Origin of the sequence: Streptomyces sp. DH10 (assembly GCF_029813805.1) — a bacterium.
In the GTDB taxonomy this organism is placed as follows: domain Bacteria; phylum Actinomycetota; class Actinomycetes; order Streptomycetales; family Streptomycetaceae; genus Streptomyces; species Streptomyces coeruleofuscus.
Window position 1 is genome coordinate 427,000 of sequence record NZ_JARVKU010000005.1, and the last position, 19,046, is coordinate 446,045.

The 19,046-nt window shown below is 71.7% G+C and carries 17 protein-coding genes; 6 read left to right on the forward strand and 11 right to left on the reverse strand.

Going from position 1 to position 19,046, the window contains the following annotated elements; translation table 11 throughout:
- Positions 1 to 103 precede the first annotated feature (103 nt).
- The 3 genes from QC385_RS13695 to QC385_RS13705 all read left to right on the forward strand — a co-directional run bounded on the left by QC385_RS13695 (position 104) and on the right by QC385_RS13705 (position 3,795).
- On the forward strand, positions 104 to 1,147 hold the full coding sequence (locus QC385_RS13695) for a rhamnogalacturonan acetylesterase (RefSeq protein ID WP_279541572.1): 1,044 nt from the start codon (positions 104 to 106) through the stop codon (positions 1,145 to 1,147).
- Positions 1,148 to 1,226: 79 nt separating this feature from the next.
- The gene (locus tag QC385_RS13700; RefSeq protein ID WP_279541573.1) at positions 1,227 to 2,921 is read left to right on the forward strand and encodes a DUF2264 domain-containing protein; all 1,695 of its coding nucleotides are present in this window, start codon (positions 1,227 to 1,229) and stop codon (positions 2,919 to 2,921) included.
- A 79-nt stretch (positions 2,922 to 3,000) separates the two neighbouring features.
- On the forward strand, positions 3,001 to 3,795 hold the full coding sequence (locus QC385_RS13705) for an isocitrate lyase/PEP mutase family protein (protein ID WP_279541574.1): 795 nt from the start codon (positions 3,001 to 3,003) through the stop codon (positions 3,793 to 3,795).
- 65 nt (positions 3,796 to 3,860) lie between these two features.
- On the opposite strand, the gene QC385_RS13710 is transcribed toward QC385_RS13705, so the two are convergent.
- The 3 genes from QC385_RS13710 to QC385_RS13720 are packed head-to-tail and all read right to left on the reverse strand — an operon-like array spanning position 3,861 to position 6,757.
- On the reverse strand, positions 3,861 to 4,832 hold the full coding sequence (locus QC385_RS13710; protein WP_279541575.1) for an aminoglycoside phosphotransferase family protein: 972 nt from the start codon (positions 4,830 to 4,832) through the stop codon (positions 3,861 to 3,863).
- Positions 4,825 to 5,415, reverse strand: coding sequence for a TetR/AcrR family transcriptional regulator (locus QC385_RS13715; protein WP_279541576.1), 591 nt, complete (start codon positions 5,413 to 5,415; stop codon positions 4,825 to 4,827). The genes QC385_RS13710 and QC385_RS13715 overlap by 8 nt, the downstream gene beginning before the upstream one ends.
- A 22-nt stretch (positions 5,416 to 5,437) precedes the next feature.
- Positions 5,438 to 6,757 carry a jacalin-like lectin gene (locus QC385_RS13720; protein WP_279541577.1) on the reverse strand — a complete coding sequence of 440 codons (1,320 nt, stop codon included), beginning with the start codon at positions 6,755 to 6,757 and terminating at the stop codon, positions 5,438 to 5,440.
- A gap of 251 nt (positions 6,758 to 7,008) precedes the next feature.
- Between QC385_RS13720 and QC385_RS13725 the strand changes: the two genes are divergently transcribed.
- Entirely contained in the window at positions 7,009 to 8,721 is a 1,713-nt protein-coding gene (locus QC385_RS13725) for a PHP domain-containing protein (protein ID WP_279541578.1), read from the forward strand.
- Here QC385_RS13725 and QC385_RS13730 read toward each other — a convergent pair.
- On the reverse strand, positions 8,688 to 8,936 hold the full coding sequence (locus tag QC385_RS13730; RefSeq protein ID WP_279541579.1) for a hypothetical protein: 249 nt from the start codon (positions 8,934 to 8,936) through the stop codon (positions 8,688 to 8,690). The two genes, QC385_RS13725 and QC385_RS13730, sit on opposite strands and share 34 nt — an antisense overlap.
- A gap of 40 nt (positions 8,937 to 8,976) precedes the next feature.
- Here QC385_RS13730 and QC385_RS13735 point away from each other — a divergent pair, with 40 nt between their 5' ends.
- Positions 8,977 to 9,231 (forward strand): hypothetical protein, encoded by a 255-nt coding sequence (locus tag QC385_RS13735; RefSeq protein WP_279541580.1) that lies wholly within the window; start codon positions 8,977 to 8,979, stop codon positions 9,229 to 9,231.
- Between the two features lie 40 nt (positions 9,232 to 9,271).
- Here QC385_RS13735 and QC385_RS13740 read toward each other — a convergent pair whose 3' ends face one another.
- Entirely contained in the window at positions 9,272 to 10,006 is a 735-nt protein-coding gene (locus QC385_RS13740) for a hypothetical protein (RefSeq protein ID WP_279541581.1), read from the reverse strand.
- A gap of 240 nt (positions 10,007 to 10,246) precedes the next feature.
- Between QC385_RS13740 and QC385_RS13745 the strand changes: the two genes are divergently transcribed.
- A complete protein-coding gene (locus QC385_RS13745; RefSeq protein WP_279541582.1) occupies positions 10,247 to 11,635 on the forward strand; it encodes an MFS transporter in 1,389 nt (462 codons plus the stop codon).
- On the opposite strand, the gene QC385_RS13750 is transcribed toward QC385_RS13745, so the two are convergent.
- From QC385_RS13750 to QC385_RS13775, 6 genes are all read right to left on the reverse strand, one after another.
- Positions 11,549 to 12,355: an ABC transporter permease gene (locus tag QC385_RS13750; RefSeq protein ID WP_279541583.1), complete on the reverse strand. Its 807-nt coding sequence runs from the start codon at positions 12,353 to 12,355 to the stop codon at positions 11,549 to 11,551. The genes QC385_RS13745 and QC385_RS13750 overlap by 87 nt on opposite strands.
- 1 nt (position 12,356) lies before the next feature.
- A complete protein-coding gene (locus QC385_RS13755; protein WP_279541584.1) occupies positions 12,357 to 13,160 on the reverse strand; it encodes an ABC-2 family transporter protein in 804 nt (267 codons plus the stop codon).
- Position 13,161: 1 nt separating this feature from the next.
- A complete protein-coding gene (locus QC385_RS13760; protein WP_279541653.1) occupies positions 13,162 to 14,157 on the reverse strand; it encodes an ABC transporter ATP-binding protein in 996 nt (331 codons plus the stop codon).
- A 139-nt stretch (positions 14,158 to 14,296) separates the two neighbouring features.
- Positions 14,297 to 17,164 carry a glycoside hydrolase family 2 TIM barrel-domain containing protein gene (locus tag QC385_RS13765; protein WP_279541585.1) on the reverse strand — a complete coding sequence of 956 codons (2,868 nt, stop codon included), beginning with the start codon at positions 17,162 to 17,164 and terminating at the stop codon, positions 14,297 to 14,299.
- Between the two features lie 12 nt (positions 17,165 to 17,176).
- Positions 17,177 to 18,073 (reverse strand): carbohydrate ABC transporter permease, encoded by an 897-nt coding sequence (locus tag QC385_RS13770; RefSeq protein WP_279541586.1) that lies wholly within the window; start codon positions 18,071 to 18,073, stop codon positions 17,177 to 17,179.
- Positions 18,070 to 19,035, reverse strand: a complete 966-nt coding sequence (locus tag QC385_RS13775) for a carbohydrate ABC transporter permease (protein WP_279541587.1) — start codon at positions 19,033 to 19,035, stop codon at positions 18,070 to 18,072. Before QC385_RS13775 ends, QC385_RS13770 begins: the two co-directional genes overlap by 4 nt.
- Between the last annotated feature and the right edge of the window lie 11 nt (positions 19,036 to 19,046).

The following is a 19,046-nucleotide window of genomic DNA, read 5'->3' on the forward strand; positions in this document are numbered from 1 at the left end:
TTGGAGGGAGCATCTTTGCCAAATCGAGCCGAGGGCTAGAAAGCGCTTGCCGGAGGCGATACGTTCAGCCGCCAGGTCTGTCGCCGTGACGGAGGAGCTGCGAGTGAGACGTTTCAACATGGCCGTGCTGGCGGCTGTGACGCTGAGCACCGCCCTGTCCGCCGTACCCGCCCACGCGGGCGAGGCCGGCGGACGACCGGGCCTGGCGCAGTGCACCGCCGACGCCTGCCACTTCGACGTCCCGCCCGGCACGTACGACGTGCGGGTCGTGCTCGGCGGGAAGACCGCGTCCGCCACGAGCGTCAGCGGTGAGACTCGCCGGTCCCTGCTGCCGGAGACGGCCGCACCGGCGGGCGAGCGCGTCACCCGCAGCTTCACCGTGAACGTCCGCACCCCCGAGGGCGAGCCCACCGGCCCCGACGGAACCCCCGGCCTCGACCTGCGGATCGGCGGCTCCGCCCCCGCGCTGGCCGGCATCAAGGTCACCCCGGCCCGGCACGCGCGCCAGATCTTCCTGATCGGCGACTCCACCGTCTGCGACCAGCCCGGCGACCCGTACTCCGGCTGGGGCCAGCAGTTGCCCCAGTACCTCGGCAAGGGCCTGTCCGTCGCCAACTACGCCGATTCGGGCGAGAGTACGGTCACGTTTCTGGGGAACCCGCGGCTGTGGGCCACCGTACGGCCCCTGATCCGCCCCGGTGACCTGGTCCTCGTCCAGCTCGCCCACAACGACAAGACCACGGACGAGACCACCTACCGGGCCAACCTGGAGACCCTGGTGGCGGGAGTCCGGGAGCGGGGCGGACAGCCGGTCCTTGTCACTCCCATCGTGCGGCGCTGGTTCAACCCCGACGGCACGCTGAACAACGGAACCGCGCTCCTGGTCAACGGCCTGGGCGTCGACCACCCGGCGGTCACACGCTCCGTCGCGGCCGAGCGGGACGTCCCGCTGATCGACCTCACGGCGAAGACGAAGGCGCTCGTCGAGTCCCTGGGCGTGGAGGGTTCCAAGGCCCTGTACCTCTCCAACGAGGCGCGGGACAACACGCACACCTCCGTGCGCGGTGCCACGGCCTACGCGGGCCTGGTCCGCGACGAACTCGTCACCCGGCATCTGGTGCCGAAGGGCAAGGTGCGGGTGGGATGAACCCCTGGGGCGCCCCGACCGGAACCGGGGCGCTCCAGGTTCAACTGTTTCCGACCTGTCCCAGCACGAAAGAGACACGATGCAGCTTCCGCCCGCCGACCGCACGGCCTCCGCTTACACCGGCTACACCCGCGCCCACTGGGAGACGGCGGCCGACGCCCTGCTCACCGCCGTCGAGCCCTACGCGACCGAGGACCGCGCTCTGTACCACCTGCCCGGCGAGCGGACCAGCTGGTCGGGCCGCCTCTCCGACGGCCTGGAGGGCTACGCCCGCACCCTTCTGCTGGCCGCCTTCCGCCGCGACGAGAAGGCCCTGGAGCGCTACGCCGACGGGCTGGCCGCCGGAGTCTCGGGCGTCTGGCCCCGCATCGAGGACCGCAGCCAGCCCCTGGTGGAGGCAGCGTCGATCGCACTCGCCCTGCGCCTGACGCGGGAGCTGCTGTGGGACCGGCTGGACGACGGCGTACGGCAGCGGGCGGCCGCCTGGCTCGGCGACGCGCTCACCGCCGAGGCCTGGCCCTGCAACTGGGAGCTGTTCCCGGTCACGGTGGGCGGCTTCCTCGCCGAGATAGGCCACGAGCCGGACGCGTCCCGCGCGGCGATCGACCGCGGACTGGAGCGCATCGAGCAGTGGTACCTGGGCGACGGCTGGTACACCGACGGCGACGGCCGCAAGTTCGACTACTACAACGGCTGGGCCATGCACCTCTACCCGGTGCTGCACGCCTGGCTGGAACGGGACGAGCGCCTGCTGGAGCTGTACGGGACACGTCTGGAACGCCATCTCTCCGACTACGCCCGCCTGTTCGGCGGCGACGGCGCCCCCATGCACCAAGGCCGTTCCCTCACCTACCGCTTCGCGACGACGGCACCGCTGTGGCTGGGCGCCCTGACCGGCCGTACGCCGCTCTCCCCGGGCGAGACCCGGCGCCTGGCCTCCGGTGCCCTGCGCTACTTCCTCGACCGGGGCGCGGTGGACGACCGGGGCCTGCTGTCCCTGGGCTGGCACGGCCCCGACGAGTCCGTCCTCCAGGGCTACTCGGGCCCGGCCTCCCCGTACTGGGCGAGCAAGGGCTTCCTCGGCCTGCTCCTGCCGCCCGGCCACGAGGTGTGGACGGCGGCGGAGGAACCCGCCCCGGTCGAGCGGGCGAACGCCGTCACCCCCGTCGGTCCTCCCAACTGGCTGCTCCAGTCCACCCGTTCCGACGGTGTGGTCCGCCTCCACAACCACGGCAGCGAGGACGTCCGCTACGACCCGTACTACACGCGCCTGGCCTACTCGACCGTGACGGCCCCGTCGCCCTCCTGCGACAACAGCGTGCTCGTCGGCAACGACCCGAGCCGCACCGGGATCGAACCGCTGGGCGTCGGCGAGGGATGGGTGGCCTCGCGGCACACGGCGGGCGCAGGAGCCCGGGTGACGAGCGTGGTGCTGGCGCACGGGGCGGCGGAGGTACGGGCGCACCTGGTGACGGGCGCGGAGCCCGGGACGCCGGTACGGGTCACCGGCTGGCCGGCGGGGGAGGGCCTGCGGGCCGAACTCCTGCCCGCGGCCGGCCTCGACGACGCACTCACCGGCGTCACCGGGGACGGCGCCACGCTGTTCGTCGCCCTGGCCCGGCTGACGGGCGAGCCGGACCCGGTCCCGCTGGCGGAGCTGGTCTCCGTGCGGGTGGACGGGACAGGGGCGGTCGAGGTCCGCTGGCGCGACGGGGACGGGGCCCGGGTCCTGGTGGACGGTTCGGGAGTCGAGGTGGCGCCGCTCACGGCTTGAGGCGGGTGGGGCGCCGAGACGGTCTCCCGTCGGCCGTGGTTCGGTCGGCGCCGAAGTGATCCGCGCCTAGCGTGGCCCCATGACCGCTCACCCGAAGCAGCCACGGCACGCCGGGGCGGCCACCGCCTTCGCCGGCCTTCACCACGCCGACGAGCCGCTCCTGCTGCCCAACGCCTGGGACTGCGCGTCCGCCCGGGCCCTCGCGGGGCAGGGGTTCCGGGCGGTCGCGACGACGAGCCTGGGCGTCGCCGCGGCCGCGGGACTGCCCGACGGCGAGGCCGCGACCCGGGAGGAGACGCTCCGGCTGGCCATCGCCCTCGGCTCGGAGCCGTTCCTGGTGTCCGTCGACGCCGAGGGCGGCTTCAGCGAGGACCCGGACGAGGTGGCGGAGTTCGCGCGCGAGCTGTACGCCGTGGGAGTCGTCGGCATCAACCTGGAGGACGGACTCGGGCCCGCCGGCCTGCATGCGGCGAAGATCACCGCGGTCAAGGAGGCCGTCCCCGGCCTCTTCGTCAACGCCCGCACCGATACCCACTGGCTCGGTGACGGCGACGTCACCGACACGTTCGCACGGCTCGACGCCTACCGACAGGCGGGCGCGGACGGCCTGTTCGTCCCCGGCCTCACCGACCTGCGGCAGATCGCCACCCTGGTGCGCCGCCTCCACGCCCCCCTCAACGTCCTCTACTCGCCGGACGGCCCCTCCGTCCCCCGCCTCGCCGAGGCCGGCGCACGCCGGATCAGCCTCGGCTCGCTGCTGTACCGGCGGGCGCTGGGCGCGGCCCTGGAGGCGGCGGCGGAGATCCGGGCCGGCCGGACGCCGGCGGGGCCGACTCCGTCGTACGAGGAAGTGGCCCGTCAGGTCGCTCCGTAGATCGCCCCGCAGGTTGTCGCTCCGCAGATCCTTCCGCAGGTCGTTCCGTCAGGTGTCGAGGGCGGCTAGGTGTCGAGCGCGGCGACCAGCAGCGACACGGCAGCGAGGTCCGGCAGGGCGCGCAGGCAGGTGAGGACCTGCTCGCCCGCGAACTCGCGCTGCGCGGCGGTCACGGCGGGATCGACGGCCGTCTCCGCCTGCACATGGATGTAGTTCAGGTCCGTGGCGAAGAGCATCGAGAACGACTCCGGGCCCGTGACCACGGCCCGGCCCCCGGCATCCCGGTAGGCCCGGGCCAGACGCCGGGCGGACGCGATGTCCACCTCGTTGCGGCCCGACCACACGTACACGGCCCGCGCGAACTCCCGTTCCGCCGAGACCGGCCCGGCGTTGTCCCAGTCGAGGAGGACCGGCCCGTCCGCGCCGATCAGGACGTTCTGGGGCTGGAGGTCCAGGTGCGAGGTCACCAGGTCGTCGGGGGCCGACGGTGTCACCCAGTGCGCCAGCCGGGGCGCGGACATGGTGACGAACCGGCCCAGCTCGTCCGCCCACGGCAGACCGGCGTCCCGCACCTTCTTGAGGACGTCCTCCCAGCCGGCCTCGTCAGGACACCGCTCGTACCAGTCGTCCGGCGTCTCGGCGGCGCCCTCGCCGGCCTGGTGCAGCAGCGCCATGGTCCGGCCGAACCAGTCCAGGACGTCCGGATCGGACGCGTCCGCCCGGGTGCCGTCGATCCAGTCGTACAGCTTCACCCAGGACCCGGCCGGGGAGCCGGGGCGGGAGACGTGCGCGCCCCTGCGGTCGGGGTGGAGACGGGGCGAGGCGATGCCCAGGTCCGCTGCGGAGTCCCGGAGCGCGGCCTCGCGGCGGACCTGGGCCTCGTCGCAGCCGAAGAGGAGCTCCTTCACGGCCCACGAGGACCCGTTTCCGGTGAGCTTCCAGATCTGGCCCAGTGCGCCCCGGGTGACCGGTGTCATGGTCCAGGGCCCGGTGCCGAGGGCGTAGGTCCGCGCTATGGAGTCTGCTGTGTCACGCATCGGTCGTCCTCTGTTCGCGGGGCCAGCTCTCCAGCAGTACGTGCAGGGCGTCGATCGCCCTGTCCCAGGACGCCTGCACGTCACGGGGCGCGCCGAAGGCGCCGGTGGACTCCAGGGCGCAGTAGCCGTGGAAGGTGCTGCGCAGCAGGCGCACGGCGTCCGTGAGGTCGGGTTCCTCCAGGCCGTAGGCGCGGAGCATGCCGTAGGTGACGTCGGCCGTGCGGCGCATCGCGGGGGAGTCCGCGACCAGGTCCTGGTCGATCCGGATCTGTGTCGCCGCGTACCGGCCGGGGTGCTCCAGGGCGTAGGCCCGGTAGGCGCCGGCGAAGGCCCCGAGCGTGTCCCGGCCGGCCTCCCGCCCTTCGACCGCCGCCGCGATCCGGTCGATCATCTCGCCGCCCGCGAGGAGGGCCATCCGCGTGCGCAGGTCCCTGAGGTTGCGGACGTGGGTGTACAGGCTCGCGTCCTTCACCCCGAAGCGGCGGGCCAGGGCGGAGAGGGTGACGTGGTCCAGGCCGGCCTCGTCGGCGAGGTCGGCCGCGGCGGCGACGAGGCGGTCGGGGGTGAGGCCGGCTCTGGGCATGAGGGAAGAGCGTAGTACGGGGTCAGCGGATCGGCCCGTAAATCACCCCCAGCTTGTCGATCTCCCCGCCCGCGCGACCCGTGAAGCCCACGATCTGCCAGCCTGACGGAGCCGTGAAGGTCTTCGCGGCGGACGTGGCCGTGCCGGCGGACAGGGTGCGGTTCCTGTCCGTGGTGAAGGACACCGAGAAGATCCGGGTGCGGCCGTCCTTCTGGCCCTGCGTCAGCTTCACCGAGGTCAGGTGCTCGCCCGAGGCCAGTGTCAGCGAGGTCGCCGTGCCGCCCGTGCCGCCGTGGGTCAGAGTCGTACCGCCGTCGTGGGTCAGGGACACCGCGTCCAGGCGGTTGGCGCCGCGCAGGGTGAGGGTGCGGGGAGCGGGGGTCGCCGGCAGGTCGTCCGCGTCGTTGAAGGCCGTGCCGTGCGGGCCGCCGAAGAAGTCGCTCGCGCGCAGGGACGAGTTGAGCGTGTAGGAGAAGTCGACCGCGTGCGGGAAGTGGTCGGAGAGGTGCTTGCCGTCCGAGCGGAGGAAGGCTTTCCAGTCGTTGGCGTAGCGGGTCGCGGTGAGCGTCAGCAGCTCGCTGCCCCGGTACAGGACCTTGTCGACGACCTCGCAGTCGTTCGTCGGCGCCGCTTGGTCACAGACCAGCGCGTCGCTGCCCTGGGCCGGGGGCGTACCGCCCTTCACGAGCTTCACCCACGCGTCCGTCAGGCCGTTCTCGGACAGCAGGGTGCGGATGTTGTCGCCGGTGCGGGTGTACCGCGTGTTCGTGTCCCCCATGACGATCACCGCGTTGCCCGCCGAGTTGGCCTGGATGAAGTCGGAGAGCTGCTCGACGTTGGCCCGGCGTGCGGCCAGCGCGTCGTCGGTCGAGTCGGCGTTGGTGTGGACGTTGTACAGGTCCACGAAGGCGCCCTCCGCGACCCTCACCCGTGCCAGCGAAAAACCCTTGGGAGTCAGACAGTTGGTGCCGGTGCAGCTGTTCCACCTGACCCGCTGGAAGTCCTCGAAGGGGTGGTCCGAGAGGGTGTTGAGGCCGTCACCGAAGGCCGCGCCGCCACTGGTCGCCGTGCGGTGGGGGTGCTTGTCGTTGGCGTACAGCGAGGCGTGGTAGTTGAAGTCCTCCTGGACGTTCACGATGTCGTACGGGCCGAGGCGCTGCCCGATCAGCGGGGTGTTGGCCTCGGGGTCGCTGTCGCCGAGCCCGAGGGGGAGGCCCGCGATGTTGTACGTCAGCACGTTGAAGGTGCCGGATTCCGCGGCGGCGGCGGGCGTCGCGGAGGTCGCGGTCAGTCCGGTGAGGGTCAGGGCGGCAGCGGCGAGGGCGCCGAGGAGTCGTCTCATGGTGGGGGTGTCTCCGGTCAGGGGGGAGGCGGAGCGGAACATGAACGGTGCTCAGATTTGGTGGCAACCAGTGTGGCTGACAAGGTCAGTTGGGGAAACAGTGAAAGACGAGGTGATCCGCCGCTCCGGGGTCGCCCGCCGATCATCCCTCGGTCGTTCAACGTTCACATTGTGCCCCGATCCTCCACACGCGGCCGGTCACGCGCCGCGGAAGGCAGCCGCGGAAGCCGGCGGCACACAGGAGGCGCTTCATGGGACACGGGCACGCACACGGCCATCACCACCACGGCCACGACCACGCGCACGAGGCCGCGCCGGACCTGCCCGCCGCCTTCGACACCTCCGTACCCGAAGAGGCCCTCACCCCCGAGCAGCGCTCGCGCCGCTCGCTGCTGCGCCGCGCCGGTCTGCTCGGCGCGGGCCTGGCGGCCGGGAGCGTCCTCGCTCCGGCGACGCCCGCCGCGGCCTCTTCCGCCGCCGCCTCGTCCACCGGCCGCCGCAGGGACGGCTTCCTCTGGCTCGCCGGCGACCACCACATCCACACCCAGTACAGCAACGACGGCAAGTACCGCGTCGTCGACCAGGTCCGCCAGGGCGCCAGGCACGGCATGGACTGGCTGGTCATCACCGACCACGGCAACGCCACGCACGCGAGGATCGGCGTCGAGAAGGTCAACCCCGACATCCGCGAGGCCCGCGACGCCCACGGGGACACCCTCGTCTTCCAGGGCCTGGAGTGGAACATCCCGGCCGCCGAGCACGGCACGGTCTTCGTGCACCCCGGCAGGAACGAGGTCGCCGTCCTCAAGCAGTTCGAGACCGACTACGACGGCAGCGTCAAGGGCGCCTCCGACTCCACGCCCGCCAACGAGGCACTCGCCGTCGCCGGCCTGAACTTCCTCGCCGACCAGGTCAGGAGGCGCAAGGTCAAGGACGCGCTGATGCTCGCCAACCACCCGGCGCGGCGCGGCGTCGACTCCCCGCACGAGATCCGCGCCTGGCGCGACGCGACCGGCACCCGGCGCCGGATCGCCGTCGGCTTCGAGGGCGCCCCCGGCCACCAGGCCGCCGGCCTGCCCGCGCCGCTCGGCATGGCCCGCGCCCGCGGCATCTACGACAACAACCCCAGCGCCAACTCCTTCCCCGGCTACCCGCCGGAGAGCTACCGCACCTGGGGCGGGTTCGACTGGATGACCGCCACCGTCGGCGGCCTGTGGGACAGCCTCCTCGCCGAGGGCAAGCCCTGGTGGATCACCGCCAACTCCGACTCCCACCAGGTCTACGCCGACACCGCCGTGCGCGGCGGCCCCGACAGCGACTACGCGGCGGGCGGCAAGCACACCGACCCGGTCTACGGCGGGAAGATCGACCTCACCCAGGGCGACTACTGGCCCGGCCAGTACAGCCGTACCCACGTGGGCGCCGACGGCTTCTCGTACGCCGCCGTCATGGACGGCATCCGCGCCGGCCGCATCTGGGTCGACCACGGGCAGCTCGTCAGCGCCCTCGACGTGCGCGTGACGGGCGGCGGCCGCTGGGCCACGCTCGGCGGCGCACTCCACGTCAAGAAGGGCACGAAGGTCACGCTGACCGTCGACGTCGCCCCGGCCGGCGGCCCCAACTGGGCCGGATTCGTCCCCGAGCTGGCCCGCGTCGATGTCATCCAGGGCGATGTGACGGGCCCGGTCGCCGACCGGGACACCTTCACCGCCCCGACCGCGAAGGTCGTCAAGGCCTACGACGTCGGCAAGGCCACCGGCGTCATCCGCCTCACCTTCGAACTCGGCCGCGTGGAACGGCCCGTGTACCTCCGGCTGCGCGGCACCGACGGCAACCGGTCCGCCGTCGGCGCGATGGGCGCGGCCGTCGACCCGGCCGGCCCGGCCCTCGACGTCGTCGGCGACGCGGACCCGTGGCGCGACCTGTGGTTCTACTCCAACCCCGTGTGGGTCCTGCCCTCGTGACGCCGTACACCCTCACCGTCGACGCGGGAGTCAGGGAGTTGCGCGCGGCCGACCACCTGCTGCACGCCCTGGCGGCCGAACTCACCCTCCCCGAGGACGTGTTCGGCTGCACCCACCTGGTGCGCGGCGAACGCCCCCGCGTGGTCCTGTCGCTCGCCCTGCCCTCCGAGCCGCTCCGGCGCACCGCCCTGGAGCGGCTCACGGGCCTGGGCCACGAGGTGCTGCCCGGCGTACCGGACCCGGGGGGGGCGGGCGGTGCTCTACCCGGGCGTCACCTCGCTCACCGGCACCCTGACGGTCGCGGACGTGCTGGCCAGGTCGGCGATCGACCGCGTGACCGTCCTCGGCACTCCGGACCCGCCCGGCCCCGGCACGCCGCTGACGACACGGGACCACGTGCGCCCGCAGTGGCAGGACGGCGCACTCGTCCTGACCGCCATGCCCGCCGCGGGCGGCACCCTCGTCCCCTTCGAGGTCCCCGACCCGACCCCGTGCTGCGCGGACCACTGACGCCCGGTCAGGTCCGGCGCAGCAGCCTCAGGTCCTCGCCTCAGGAGTCGAGGACCCGGTCGTGACCGGCACGGCGCGCCCCTTCCTCGATGTCCGTGAAGAGGGCGCGCTGGGTGGGCGGGTCGCCGTCGGCCAGAATGCGGCGGAGGACCGGCAGGAGCCGGCCCGCCTCCCACCGGGGCTCGCCCAGCGGCTGCCGCTCCAGCTCCCACCGGAGGTACTTGTTGTAGGGCCGGACGCGGCGGTGCAGGGCGAAGAGCACCTCCAGGGCGTAGGGGACGGACTCGGCGGCATCCAGATGGCCCATGGCGGGGCGGCCGTCGCGGTAGCTCTTCAGGGAGCGGTAGGTCTGGTTGACGTACGCGTCGAGCCAGCCGTCGACGGCGGCCCGGGCCTCGGTTTCGCCCAGCGTCCGCTTCTCGTCGAGGATCCGGGCGATGGTCCCGTCGAGCCGGTCGAGCAGCACCTCGGCGTGGACGTAGGAGTAGCGCGCGAAGCTGTCCGGGCGGCCGGGCATGCCGCGCGTGCGGAACTCCGCCAGCGCAATGACCACGAGGTCCAGATGGGCGGAGCGGAACCAGTCCAGCTCGGCGAGCGGTGATGACTGCTGGTCTATGAGGATCACGTGCAGGTCGTAGTCGGAGTGGACCGTCGGCATGCCCTCGTGGACCCGGGAACCGCTGAGCACCAGCCCGGCGACGCCGGGATCGGCGGCGGCCCGTGGAATGAAGGCGGCCAGGGTGTCGTCAGGAGTGTCGCCCAAGGTGATGTGCATGATGATCTCTCCCCGCGGAACGTCAGGGGTACGGGTCGGGTTCGCGTCTGCGGTGTCCGGGACACCGCGGGAGAGATCAGCTCACGGTCCGGACGCTACTCCGTCCGCACCGCCCACCGGTATCGGTTTTCGCGCGCGTTCGCGGGCATCGGGATGCGGGTGGGTGCGGTATTCCTCGGTCGCCGCGGGGAGCCGTAAGGTGCCGGGGGCAGGGGAGCGGGGACACGGGAGGGGCACGGCATGACGCACGGGGCGGCGCGGCGCGAGGACGTCGCCGACGAGGGCTTACCCGGCACCCGCCCGCTGTGGCGGCAGCGTGACTTCGGCATCTTCTGGGCCGCGCAGACCCTCTCCGTGCTCGGCGACTCCTTCGCGCTGATCGCCCTGCCGCTGCTGGTGCTGGAGGCCACGGGTTCGGTCGCGCGGATGGGTCTGCTGACGGCGGTGGGCGGGGCGGCCTCGGTCGTGGCGGCGGTGTTCGCCGGGGCCGTGGTGGACCGGGTGGACCGGCGCCGGCTGCTCATCGCCTGCGACCTCGTACGCATGGGGCTGTACGGGGTGGTCCCGCTGGTGTGGCTGTTCGGCCCGCAGATCTGGCTGCTGTACGTGGTGCTGCCGTTGTGCGAGGCCGTCGGCATGCTGTTCGCGGTCGGCTACGTCACGGTCGTGCGGGGCCTGGTCGGCACCGGGCAACTCACCGAGGCCAACGGCCGGTTGAACGCGACGGCCGCCGCCGCGGGCGTCCTCGGGCCGCTGTGCGCGGGAGTGGTCGCCGCCTGGTCCGGCCCGGCCGCGGCGGTCGGAGTGGACGCGGCCAGCTTCGGTGTGTCGGCCGCGTGCCTGTTCTTCGTACGGTTCCGCAGGCGCGCACCGGACGAGGGGCCGGGGCAGCGCAAGGGCGAGCGCACCGGCCTGTGGCAGGACCTGCGCACCGGCGTCGCCTTCCTCTACGGCCACCCCGTGCTGCGCTCGCTCACCGCCCTGCTGTTCGTTTTCAGCTTCCTCACCCTCGGCCTGAACGACCTGGTCATCTACCACCTCAAGCACGATCTCGGCCATGACGACGGCACGGTCGGCACCGTCATGGCGGTCGGCGCGCTCGGCACCATCACCGGTGCCCTGCTCGTGGCCCGGTTCCGTCGCCGCCTCGGCTTCGGCCCGACGTGGACCGGCTCGGTCGCGGTGTGCGGGCTGGCCTTCGCGGGTCTCGGCTGGGCCCGTGACGTGCCGGTCGTCGCGGCCCTGAGCGCCGCGTTCCTCGCCTGCGCCGGCATGGCGGGCACCTGCTCGATGTCGCTGCGCCAGGAGGTCACCCCCGAGCACCTCCTGGGCCGCGTCACCTCCGCCTTCTGGACGCTTCAGTACGCGGCGGCACCGATCGGCGCGGCCGTGCTGACCTGGGCCGCCGAGGAACAGGGAACGACCCCGGTGGCCCTGGCCGCCGGAGCCACCTGCGTCCTGCTCGCCGTGACCGCCCTGTTCACCCCGATCCGCGGGTCGGGCCGCGATCTGCCCGTCGACCCCGCGGACCGGACCGGAACCTCAGCCGTTGACCCCGCTGTAGTGCCGCAGACTCCACCGCCACAGCAGCCGGGATCCCACGTACCCCAGCAGCCCGAGCAGCGGTGACGCCGCCGCCAGCCAGTACGGCACGCCGGTGGTGTGGCCGTGGCCGGTCAGGACCGCCGCCGGGAAGTAGGCGACGAACGCGAGCGGCAGCCCGTAGGTCAGGAGGCCGCCCACCGCCTTGGGGAGGACGTTCAGCGGGTAGCTGCCGAACGTGCCGAGGAGTTCCTCCAGCCAGCGGCCCCATTGGTCGGCGGCCGGGAAGCGCAGGGCAGCGCTGGCCACGACCGTGAACAGGGCCGCCTCCAGGAGCATGCCGCCGAGCACGGCCGCGATCAGATACGTGATGCGGCCCGCCGTCCAGTCCAGCTCGCTGCGGGACAGCGCCCCCACCATCAGACCGGCCGCGACCGTGAGGTCCCCGATGGCGTTGGTGGGGAAGAAGGCCAGCTGCATCTGCCGGTGGACCGGCATCGGGCGCATCAGGTAGATGTCGACCCGGCCTTCCTGGATCTGCCGGCCGGCCCAGTGCATCCGCCCCAGGAACAGCACGAACAGACCGTGCGCCAGCATGCGGGTCGCCGGGATCAGCAGCACGTCCGAGCTGTCCCAGCCGCCCATCCCGGCGAACCGGGACAGCAGCACCGTGGCGAACACGATCACCGACACCTGCCAGATCGCCCCGATCGCGATCATCAGCAGGAACTCCGTGCGGTACTCCATCTGCGCGCGGAAGTTGAGCGCCGTGACGCGCCACACGATCCGCAGAGCCTTCACCGACATCTCAGCCTCCCTGCGAGATCACGCGCCGGGCGGCCCGCCGCCACAGCAGCCGGGTGAACAGCGCCAGCACCACGACCCACGCGGCCTGAACGGAGAGCTGGAAGGCCGCGTCGGACAGGGGGATCCGCCCCACGTACAGCGACAGCGGCACGCTCAGCGTCGCCTGGAAGGGCAGGAAGGCGCTCATCGTCACGAACCAGTCCGGGAAGAACCACAGCGGCGCGTACACCCCGGACAGCAGGTTCTGCGCGAACAGCAGGATGAGCATCGCGGCGGTGTTGCGGACCGTCCAGAAGCACAGCTGGTCGAGCACGAGCATGACGTAGTACAGGACCCACTGGCCCAGCAGCATGCTCAGCACGAACACCCCGGCCACCGAGGCCGAACCGGGCGGCTCGACGACCACCGCACCCAGGCAGATCACGTACCCCGTCAGCGCCCACGCGAGCCCGTACAGCTGCTCCCCGGCGGCCCGCAGGGCGTAGTAGCGCTGCGGCGGCAGCGGGCGCAGGTACCAGTAGACGATGGTGCCGAAGTGCATGTGCTGGAGGACCGTGTCCCGGCCCGCGTACTGGTCCAGCTCCCGCAGCCGGGACGCCAGTACGGCCAGCACGGCGTACGTGACCGCCTGGTCGCGGCTCAGGCCGGCGGTCGTGCCGGTCTGCGCGTACAGGCCGCGCCACAGCGACCAGACCAGCACCACCTGAACGGCCAGCCGGAGCGCGACGGCGGTCATCCGGGGCGGCGCGTTCAGCTCGCCGAGCGGGGTGACGCGGGCGGCGCGCCAGGCGTGCGGCACGGCCACGTCACACCTCCCCGGCGTGCACGTACGCGGCCCGCATCACGTCTTCCAAATCCGCCTCGTCCAGGGCGATGTCCGTCACCTCGAACCGCTCGATCACGGCCTTCAGCGCCTGGTGGACGGTGGGCGCGTCCGCCCCGTCGGGGCCGAAGACGACCTGCGCGCCGCTGTGCCGCAGCAGCGTGATGCCGGGCGGCGGTACGACCTCGGTGTGCGCGTCGGCGAGCGTGGCCCGCACCTGCCAGGTCGAGCCGAACTTGCGGCGGATCTCGCCGAGGGTGCCGTCCAGGACCAGCCGGCCGTGGTTGACCAGCACCACCCGCTCGGCGAGCCGCTCGACCTCCGTCATGTCGTGCGTGGTCAGCAGCACCGTACGGCCGCGCTGTTCGACCTGGTGGCGCAGGAACTCCCGCACCTGCTCCTTGACCACCACGTCCATGCCGATCGTCGGCTCGTCCAGGAACACCACCGGCGGGTCGTGCAGCAGGGCGGCGGCCAGGTCGCTGCGCACCCGCTGGCCGAGGGAGAGGTGGCGGACCCGGGTGTCCCAGAACGAGGACAGGTCCAGGATGTCGTCGAACTCCTTGAGCCGGGCGGCGTGTTCGGCCTTCGGCACCTCGTAGATGTCCCGCAGGATCGCGAACGACTCGCGCACCGGCAGGTCCCACCACAGCTGGGTGCGCTGCCCGAACACCGCGCCGACGTTACGGGCGTTGCGCTCCCGCTCCCCGTACGGCACCACGCCCGCGACCCGGGCCTCGCCGGACGTGGGCGTGAGGATGCCGGTCAGCATCTTGATGGTGGTGGACTTGCCGGCGCCGTTCGGGCCGAGCAGGGCGAGGAGTTCGCCCGGGGACACGTCGAAGGTGATGTCGGAGACGGCGTGCTTGGCCACCCGCTCGGGATTGACCAGTGATCTGACGGCGCCCAGGAAACCGGGACGGCGGACGGTGGTGTGGAAGGTGCGGGACAGCCCCCGGACCTCGATGGCGGCACTCAACCGGCTCACCAACTTCCTTGCGGGGAACGCAGGTGCGGCCGGTCGGCTTCGAGGGCCGACCGGCCGCGGACGACGTCCCGACCCTGTCGGAATGTCGATCAATGGGTCAATCGATTAATCGAGTTCTTACATCGATTTCTTACCTGGCGCTCGAGAACACGAACGCGAACTCCGCGGGCTCGGCCTTCAGGAAGTACTGCGGCAGCGGACCCGGGCCGCAGGACTGCGAGCCGATGCCGTGCTGCCCGTGGTCGAGGTTGACCCACACCGTGTCGCCGGGTGTGAGGTCGGTGCGGTGCCGGGCCGCGTCCAGCTCCTCGGTGGTCCAGCGCCGCGCGGTGAACCAGAACTCCGGGTCGCCCTCGATCCGCAGACCGCCGAGCTCCACCCAGCGGACGTCGGCGCGGGCGCCGTTCTCCTGCGGGCGGACGTACGGCGTCTGGAGCCGGTCCACGGTCGACTGCCAGCGGCCCACCATGGACGCCGCCCGGGTGTCCGGGTACGCCTCGCCCGGACCGCCGCCGAACCACTCGACCCGGTCGGCCTCCGACAGCCCGAAGCGGACGCCGAGCCGGGGCAGCGGCAGCGTCCAGTCGCCTTCCGGCGTCACGGACACGCTCAGCCGCAGCCGCTCGCCGTCGGACGTCCAGCGGTACACCGTGTCCAGGCCCACCTCGCGGGCGGCGGGCGCCACCCGGGTGCGGACCGTCAGCGCGTCGTCGCCCGCCTCGACCGAGACCAGGCGGTGCTGCATGCGGTGCAGGCCGAGCGTGCGCCACAGCATCCCGTAGCGGGTGTCGGTCTGCCACTCCGCGCCGTCGTCGTTGTCGGTCGGCGCCCGCCACACGTCCAGCCGCGGGGCGCTCACCTCGACGCCGCCGATCGACCGCAGCGCACCGGTGCGGGCGTCGAACGCGGCCGGACCGAGGGTGAAGCGGTCCCCGTCGCGCACGGGCCGGTCGGTCGCGGGGAAGGTCGGCAGCGGCCGTGCCCCCGCGGCGAACTGCCCCCAGGCCACGACGTGGTCCTTCGCGGCCCACAGCGTGTCGTCGGCGAGCAGCGCCCGGACGGTCCACTGGCGTTCGCCGCCCCGGCCGTCCACGGGCGGCTCCGGCAGCTTCACCTCGGCGCTCTCGCCCGGCGCCAGCGCCGGCACCGACAGCGAACCCGACTCGACCGTCTCGCCGTCCACCTGGCACGACCACTCGAAGGCCAGCGCGGACAGGTCGGCGAAGTCCTGCTTGTTGGTGATCCGCACGAGGCCGTTCGCGCCGTCGCCCTCGATGTGGACCGGCTCGATGACCTTCTTGTACTCGACGAGGCCCGGCGACGGAGTCCGGTCCGGGAAGACCAGCCCGTCGCAGACGAAGTTGCCGTCGTGCAGCTCCTCGCCGAAGTCACCGCCGTAGGCGTAGCCCAGCTCGGGGTGCTTGACGCCGTGGTCGATCCACTCCCAGATGAACCCGCCCTGGAGCCGCTCGTGCTTCTCGAACAGCTCCTGGTAGTCGGCGAGCCCGCCGGGGCCGTTGCCCATCGCGTGCCCGTACTCGCACTGGATGAACGGCAGCTCGCGGCGCTTGCGGGTGCCGCCGTCGAGCCGCTGCCCGATCTTGTCTACCTCGTCGTGGAAGGCGTACATCCGCGAGTACACGTCCGTGTCGCGGCAGTTCCAGTCGCCCTCGTAGTGCACCAGGCGCTCGGGGTCGCGGTCGTGGATCCACTCGGCCATGGCGGTGAGCCCGCGCCCGGTGCCGGCCTCGTTGCCCAGCGACCAGAACACGATCGACGGGTGGTTCTTGTCCCGCTCGACCATCCGCGCGGCACGGTCCAGCAGGGCCGGGGTCCAGCGGTCGTCGTCGACCGGGTTGTCCCGCCAGTCCTGCTCGGTGAAGCCGTGGGTCTCCAGATCGCACTCGTCGATGACCCACAGGCCGTACTCGTCGCACAGGTCGAGGAAGGCCGGGTGCGGCGGGTAGTGCGAGGTGCGCACGGCGTTGAGGTTGTGCCGCTTCATCAGCAGCACGTCCTCGCGCATGGTCTCCAGGTCGAGCGCGCGGCCCTGCTCGGGATGCCACTCGTGCCGGTTGACCCCCTTGAAGAGGACGGCCGTGCCGTTGACCTTGATGAGCCCGTCCTCCAGGACGACCGTGCGGAAGCCGATCCGCAGCGGCACCCGCTCGCCCTCGGTGGCCAGCACGCCGTCGTAGAGCTTCGGCGTCTCGGCCGTCCACGGCTCGACCGCGACCGTCACCGACTCGCCGGTGGCGACGTCGATGCCGAGGGCGGGGACGGTCACTCGCCCGTCGACGTCGGAGTCGACGCGCAGGGTGCCCTCGCCGGTGGTGTGGTCGTAGGAGGCGTGCACGAAGAAGTCGCCCACGCCGCCCGCCGGGCGGTGCAGCAGCGTCACGTCACGGAAGATGCCCGGCAGCCACCACTGGTCCTGGTCCTCCAGGTACGACCCGGCAGACCACTGGTGCACGCGCACGGCCAGCACGTTCTCGCCCGGCTTCAGCAGGTGCCCGACGGCGAACTCGTGCGGCAGCCGGGAGCCCTTGAACTCGCCGAGCTCCGTGCCGTTCAGCCACACCCGGGCGCAGGACTCGACACCGTCGAACCGCAGCACCACCGCGCCGTCCGACGGCCAGTCGGAGGGCAGGTCGAAGACGCGCAGATGGTCACCGGTCGGGTTCTCCGTCGGGACGTGCGGCGGGTCCACCGGGAAGGGGTAGAGGTGGTTGGTGTAGATCGGGGACCCGAACGCCCCGTCGCCCTGGAGGACCCAGTGCCCGGGGACCGTGACCTCGGCCCAGTCCCCGGCCTCGTAGCCCTCCTCGGCGAACGAGTCGTCCTCGGCGTCGATCGTCGCGGACAGCCGGAAGCGCCAGCTGCCGTTCAGGGACAGGGACCGCGCGTCCGAGGACGCGTACCAGGCGCGGGGCGGCAGGGCCCCGCTGCCCGGGGAGACGTCCTCGACGTAGTCGACGGAGGTGGAGCGGAAAGACATCGGTCTCCTTGCTCAGCCCTTGATACCGGTCTGGGCGATCCCCTGCACCAGCCAGCGCTGGAGGAAGAGGAAGACGAACACCAGGGGCAGGATGGAAATGGCCGTGGCCATGAAGATCATGTGGAAGACGACGGTCTGGTTGGTCATGTAGCTGGAGAGCGCCACCTGGACGGTCCACGAACTCGGGTCCTGCCCGATGACCAGCGGCCACAGGAAGGCGTTCCAGCCCGCGATGAAGGTGATGGTCGCCATCGCCGCGAAGAAGTTCAGCGAGTTGGGTACGACGACACGCCAGTACGCACCCCAGTAACCCAGTCCGTCCATGCGCGCCGCCTCCTCCAGCTCCTTGGGGAACCCCAGGAAGTACTGCCGGAAGAGGAAGCAGGTGAAACCACTGAACAGGCCCGGAATGATGAGACCGCGGTAGGTGTCCACCCAGCCGAGCGAGGAGACGAGCACGAAGCTCGGCACGAAGGTGACGGCGGTCGGGACCATCAGGGTTCCCAGAACGGCGTAGAACACCTTGTTGGCGTGCTTGTACGGGATGCGGGCCAGACCGTAGCCCGCGAGGGAGCACACCAGCAGGACGCCGACGGTGTGCAGGGTGGCCACGACCGCCGAGTTCCACAGGGTCTGGGCGAAGGGGACCGTCTCGTCGCCGAAGAGCTCGCTGATGTTGCCCCACTGGATGTCCGTGGGGAAGAACTTCCAGGTCTCTCCGGTGATCTCGGCGTCGGTGGAGAGGGCGTTGCGGACGAGGATGTAGAACGGGATCAGGAAGAGCAGGGCGGCGACGCCGGTGGCGATGTAGAGGCCGGTGGAGCTCATCACGCCGCCGCCGCGCCTGACCCGGCTGGGTGTGTCCGACTTCGGTGCGGACTTGCGCACCTTGGGGATGATGGTGGTCACTTGGACTCGTCCCCCCTTCCGAAGCCCATGATCTTGCCCTGGAGCAGGGTCACGGCGCAGATCAGCACGGTCAGGATGAGTGCGCCCGCGCTGCCGGCGCCGTAGTCCTGGCTTTCACCGAGGGCCTTGTAGTACAGCTCCATGAGGGGTGGGCGGCCCCAGGTGGTCTTCGACAGCAGGTTGAAGAACTCGTCGAAGGCCTGGTAGGCGGCGACGAGCAGCAGCAGGATCACCGCGGTGGACGTGGCCCGCAGCTGGGGCAGGGTGATGTGCCAGAAGGTCTGCCAGCCCGACTTGGCGCCGTCGATGGCGGCGGCCTCGTACAGCTCGTCCGGGATGTTCTGCAGCGCGGCGATGAACAGGATCATGTAGAAGCCGGACTGCAGCCACAGCCGGGCGGTCACGATGACCAGCCAGTACCAGGGCGGGTTGGGGTCGATCAGCCAGGCGATGTTCTCGACCCCGAACCAGCCGAGGACCGTGTTCATCAGGCCGAAGCGGACCCCGCTGAAGATGGACATCTTCCAGATGAGCGACGCGGCGACGTAGCTGACCGCGGTCGGCAGGAAGAAGACCGACCGGAAGAACGCCCGCATGAAGCGCAGCCGGTTCACCAGCAGGGCCAGCCCCAGCGAGAGCGCCCAGGTGGTGGGCACGATGAACGCGGCAAAGACGGTGAAGGTACCGAGCGAGCCGACGAAGTCGTCGTTCGTCAGCATGTAGACGTAGTTGTCGAAGCCGACGAACTTGTCGGGCGTGACGGTGAAGCGGGCTTCGAAGAAGCTGAGCCACAGGCTCCAGAGGATCGGCGCGTAGACGAAGATCGCCAGACCGATCAGGAACGGGCCGGTGAAGAGCCAGAAGGTGAAGGCCGGGCTGCCCCGCAGACCCCGCCGCGGCTTGGCCGGGGAGGCCTTGGCCGTGGCGGGGCCCGGGACGTCGAGCTTGGTGGTCGTCGACATGTCGTGGTCCG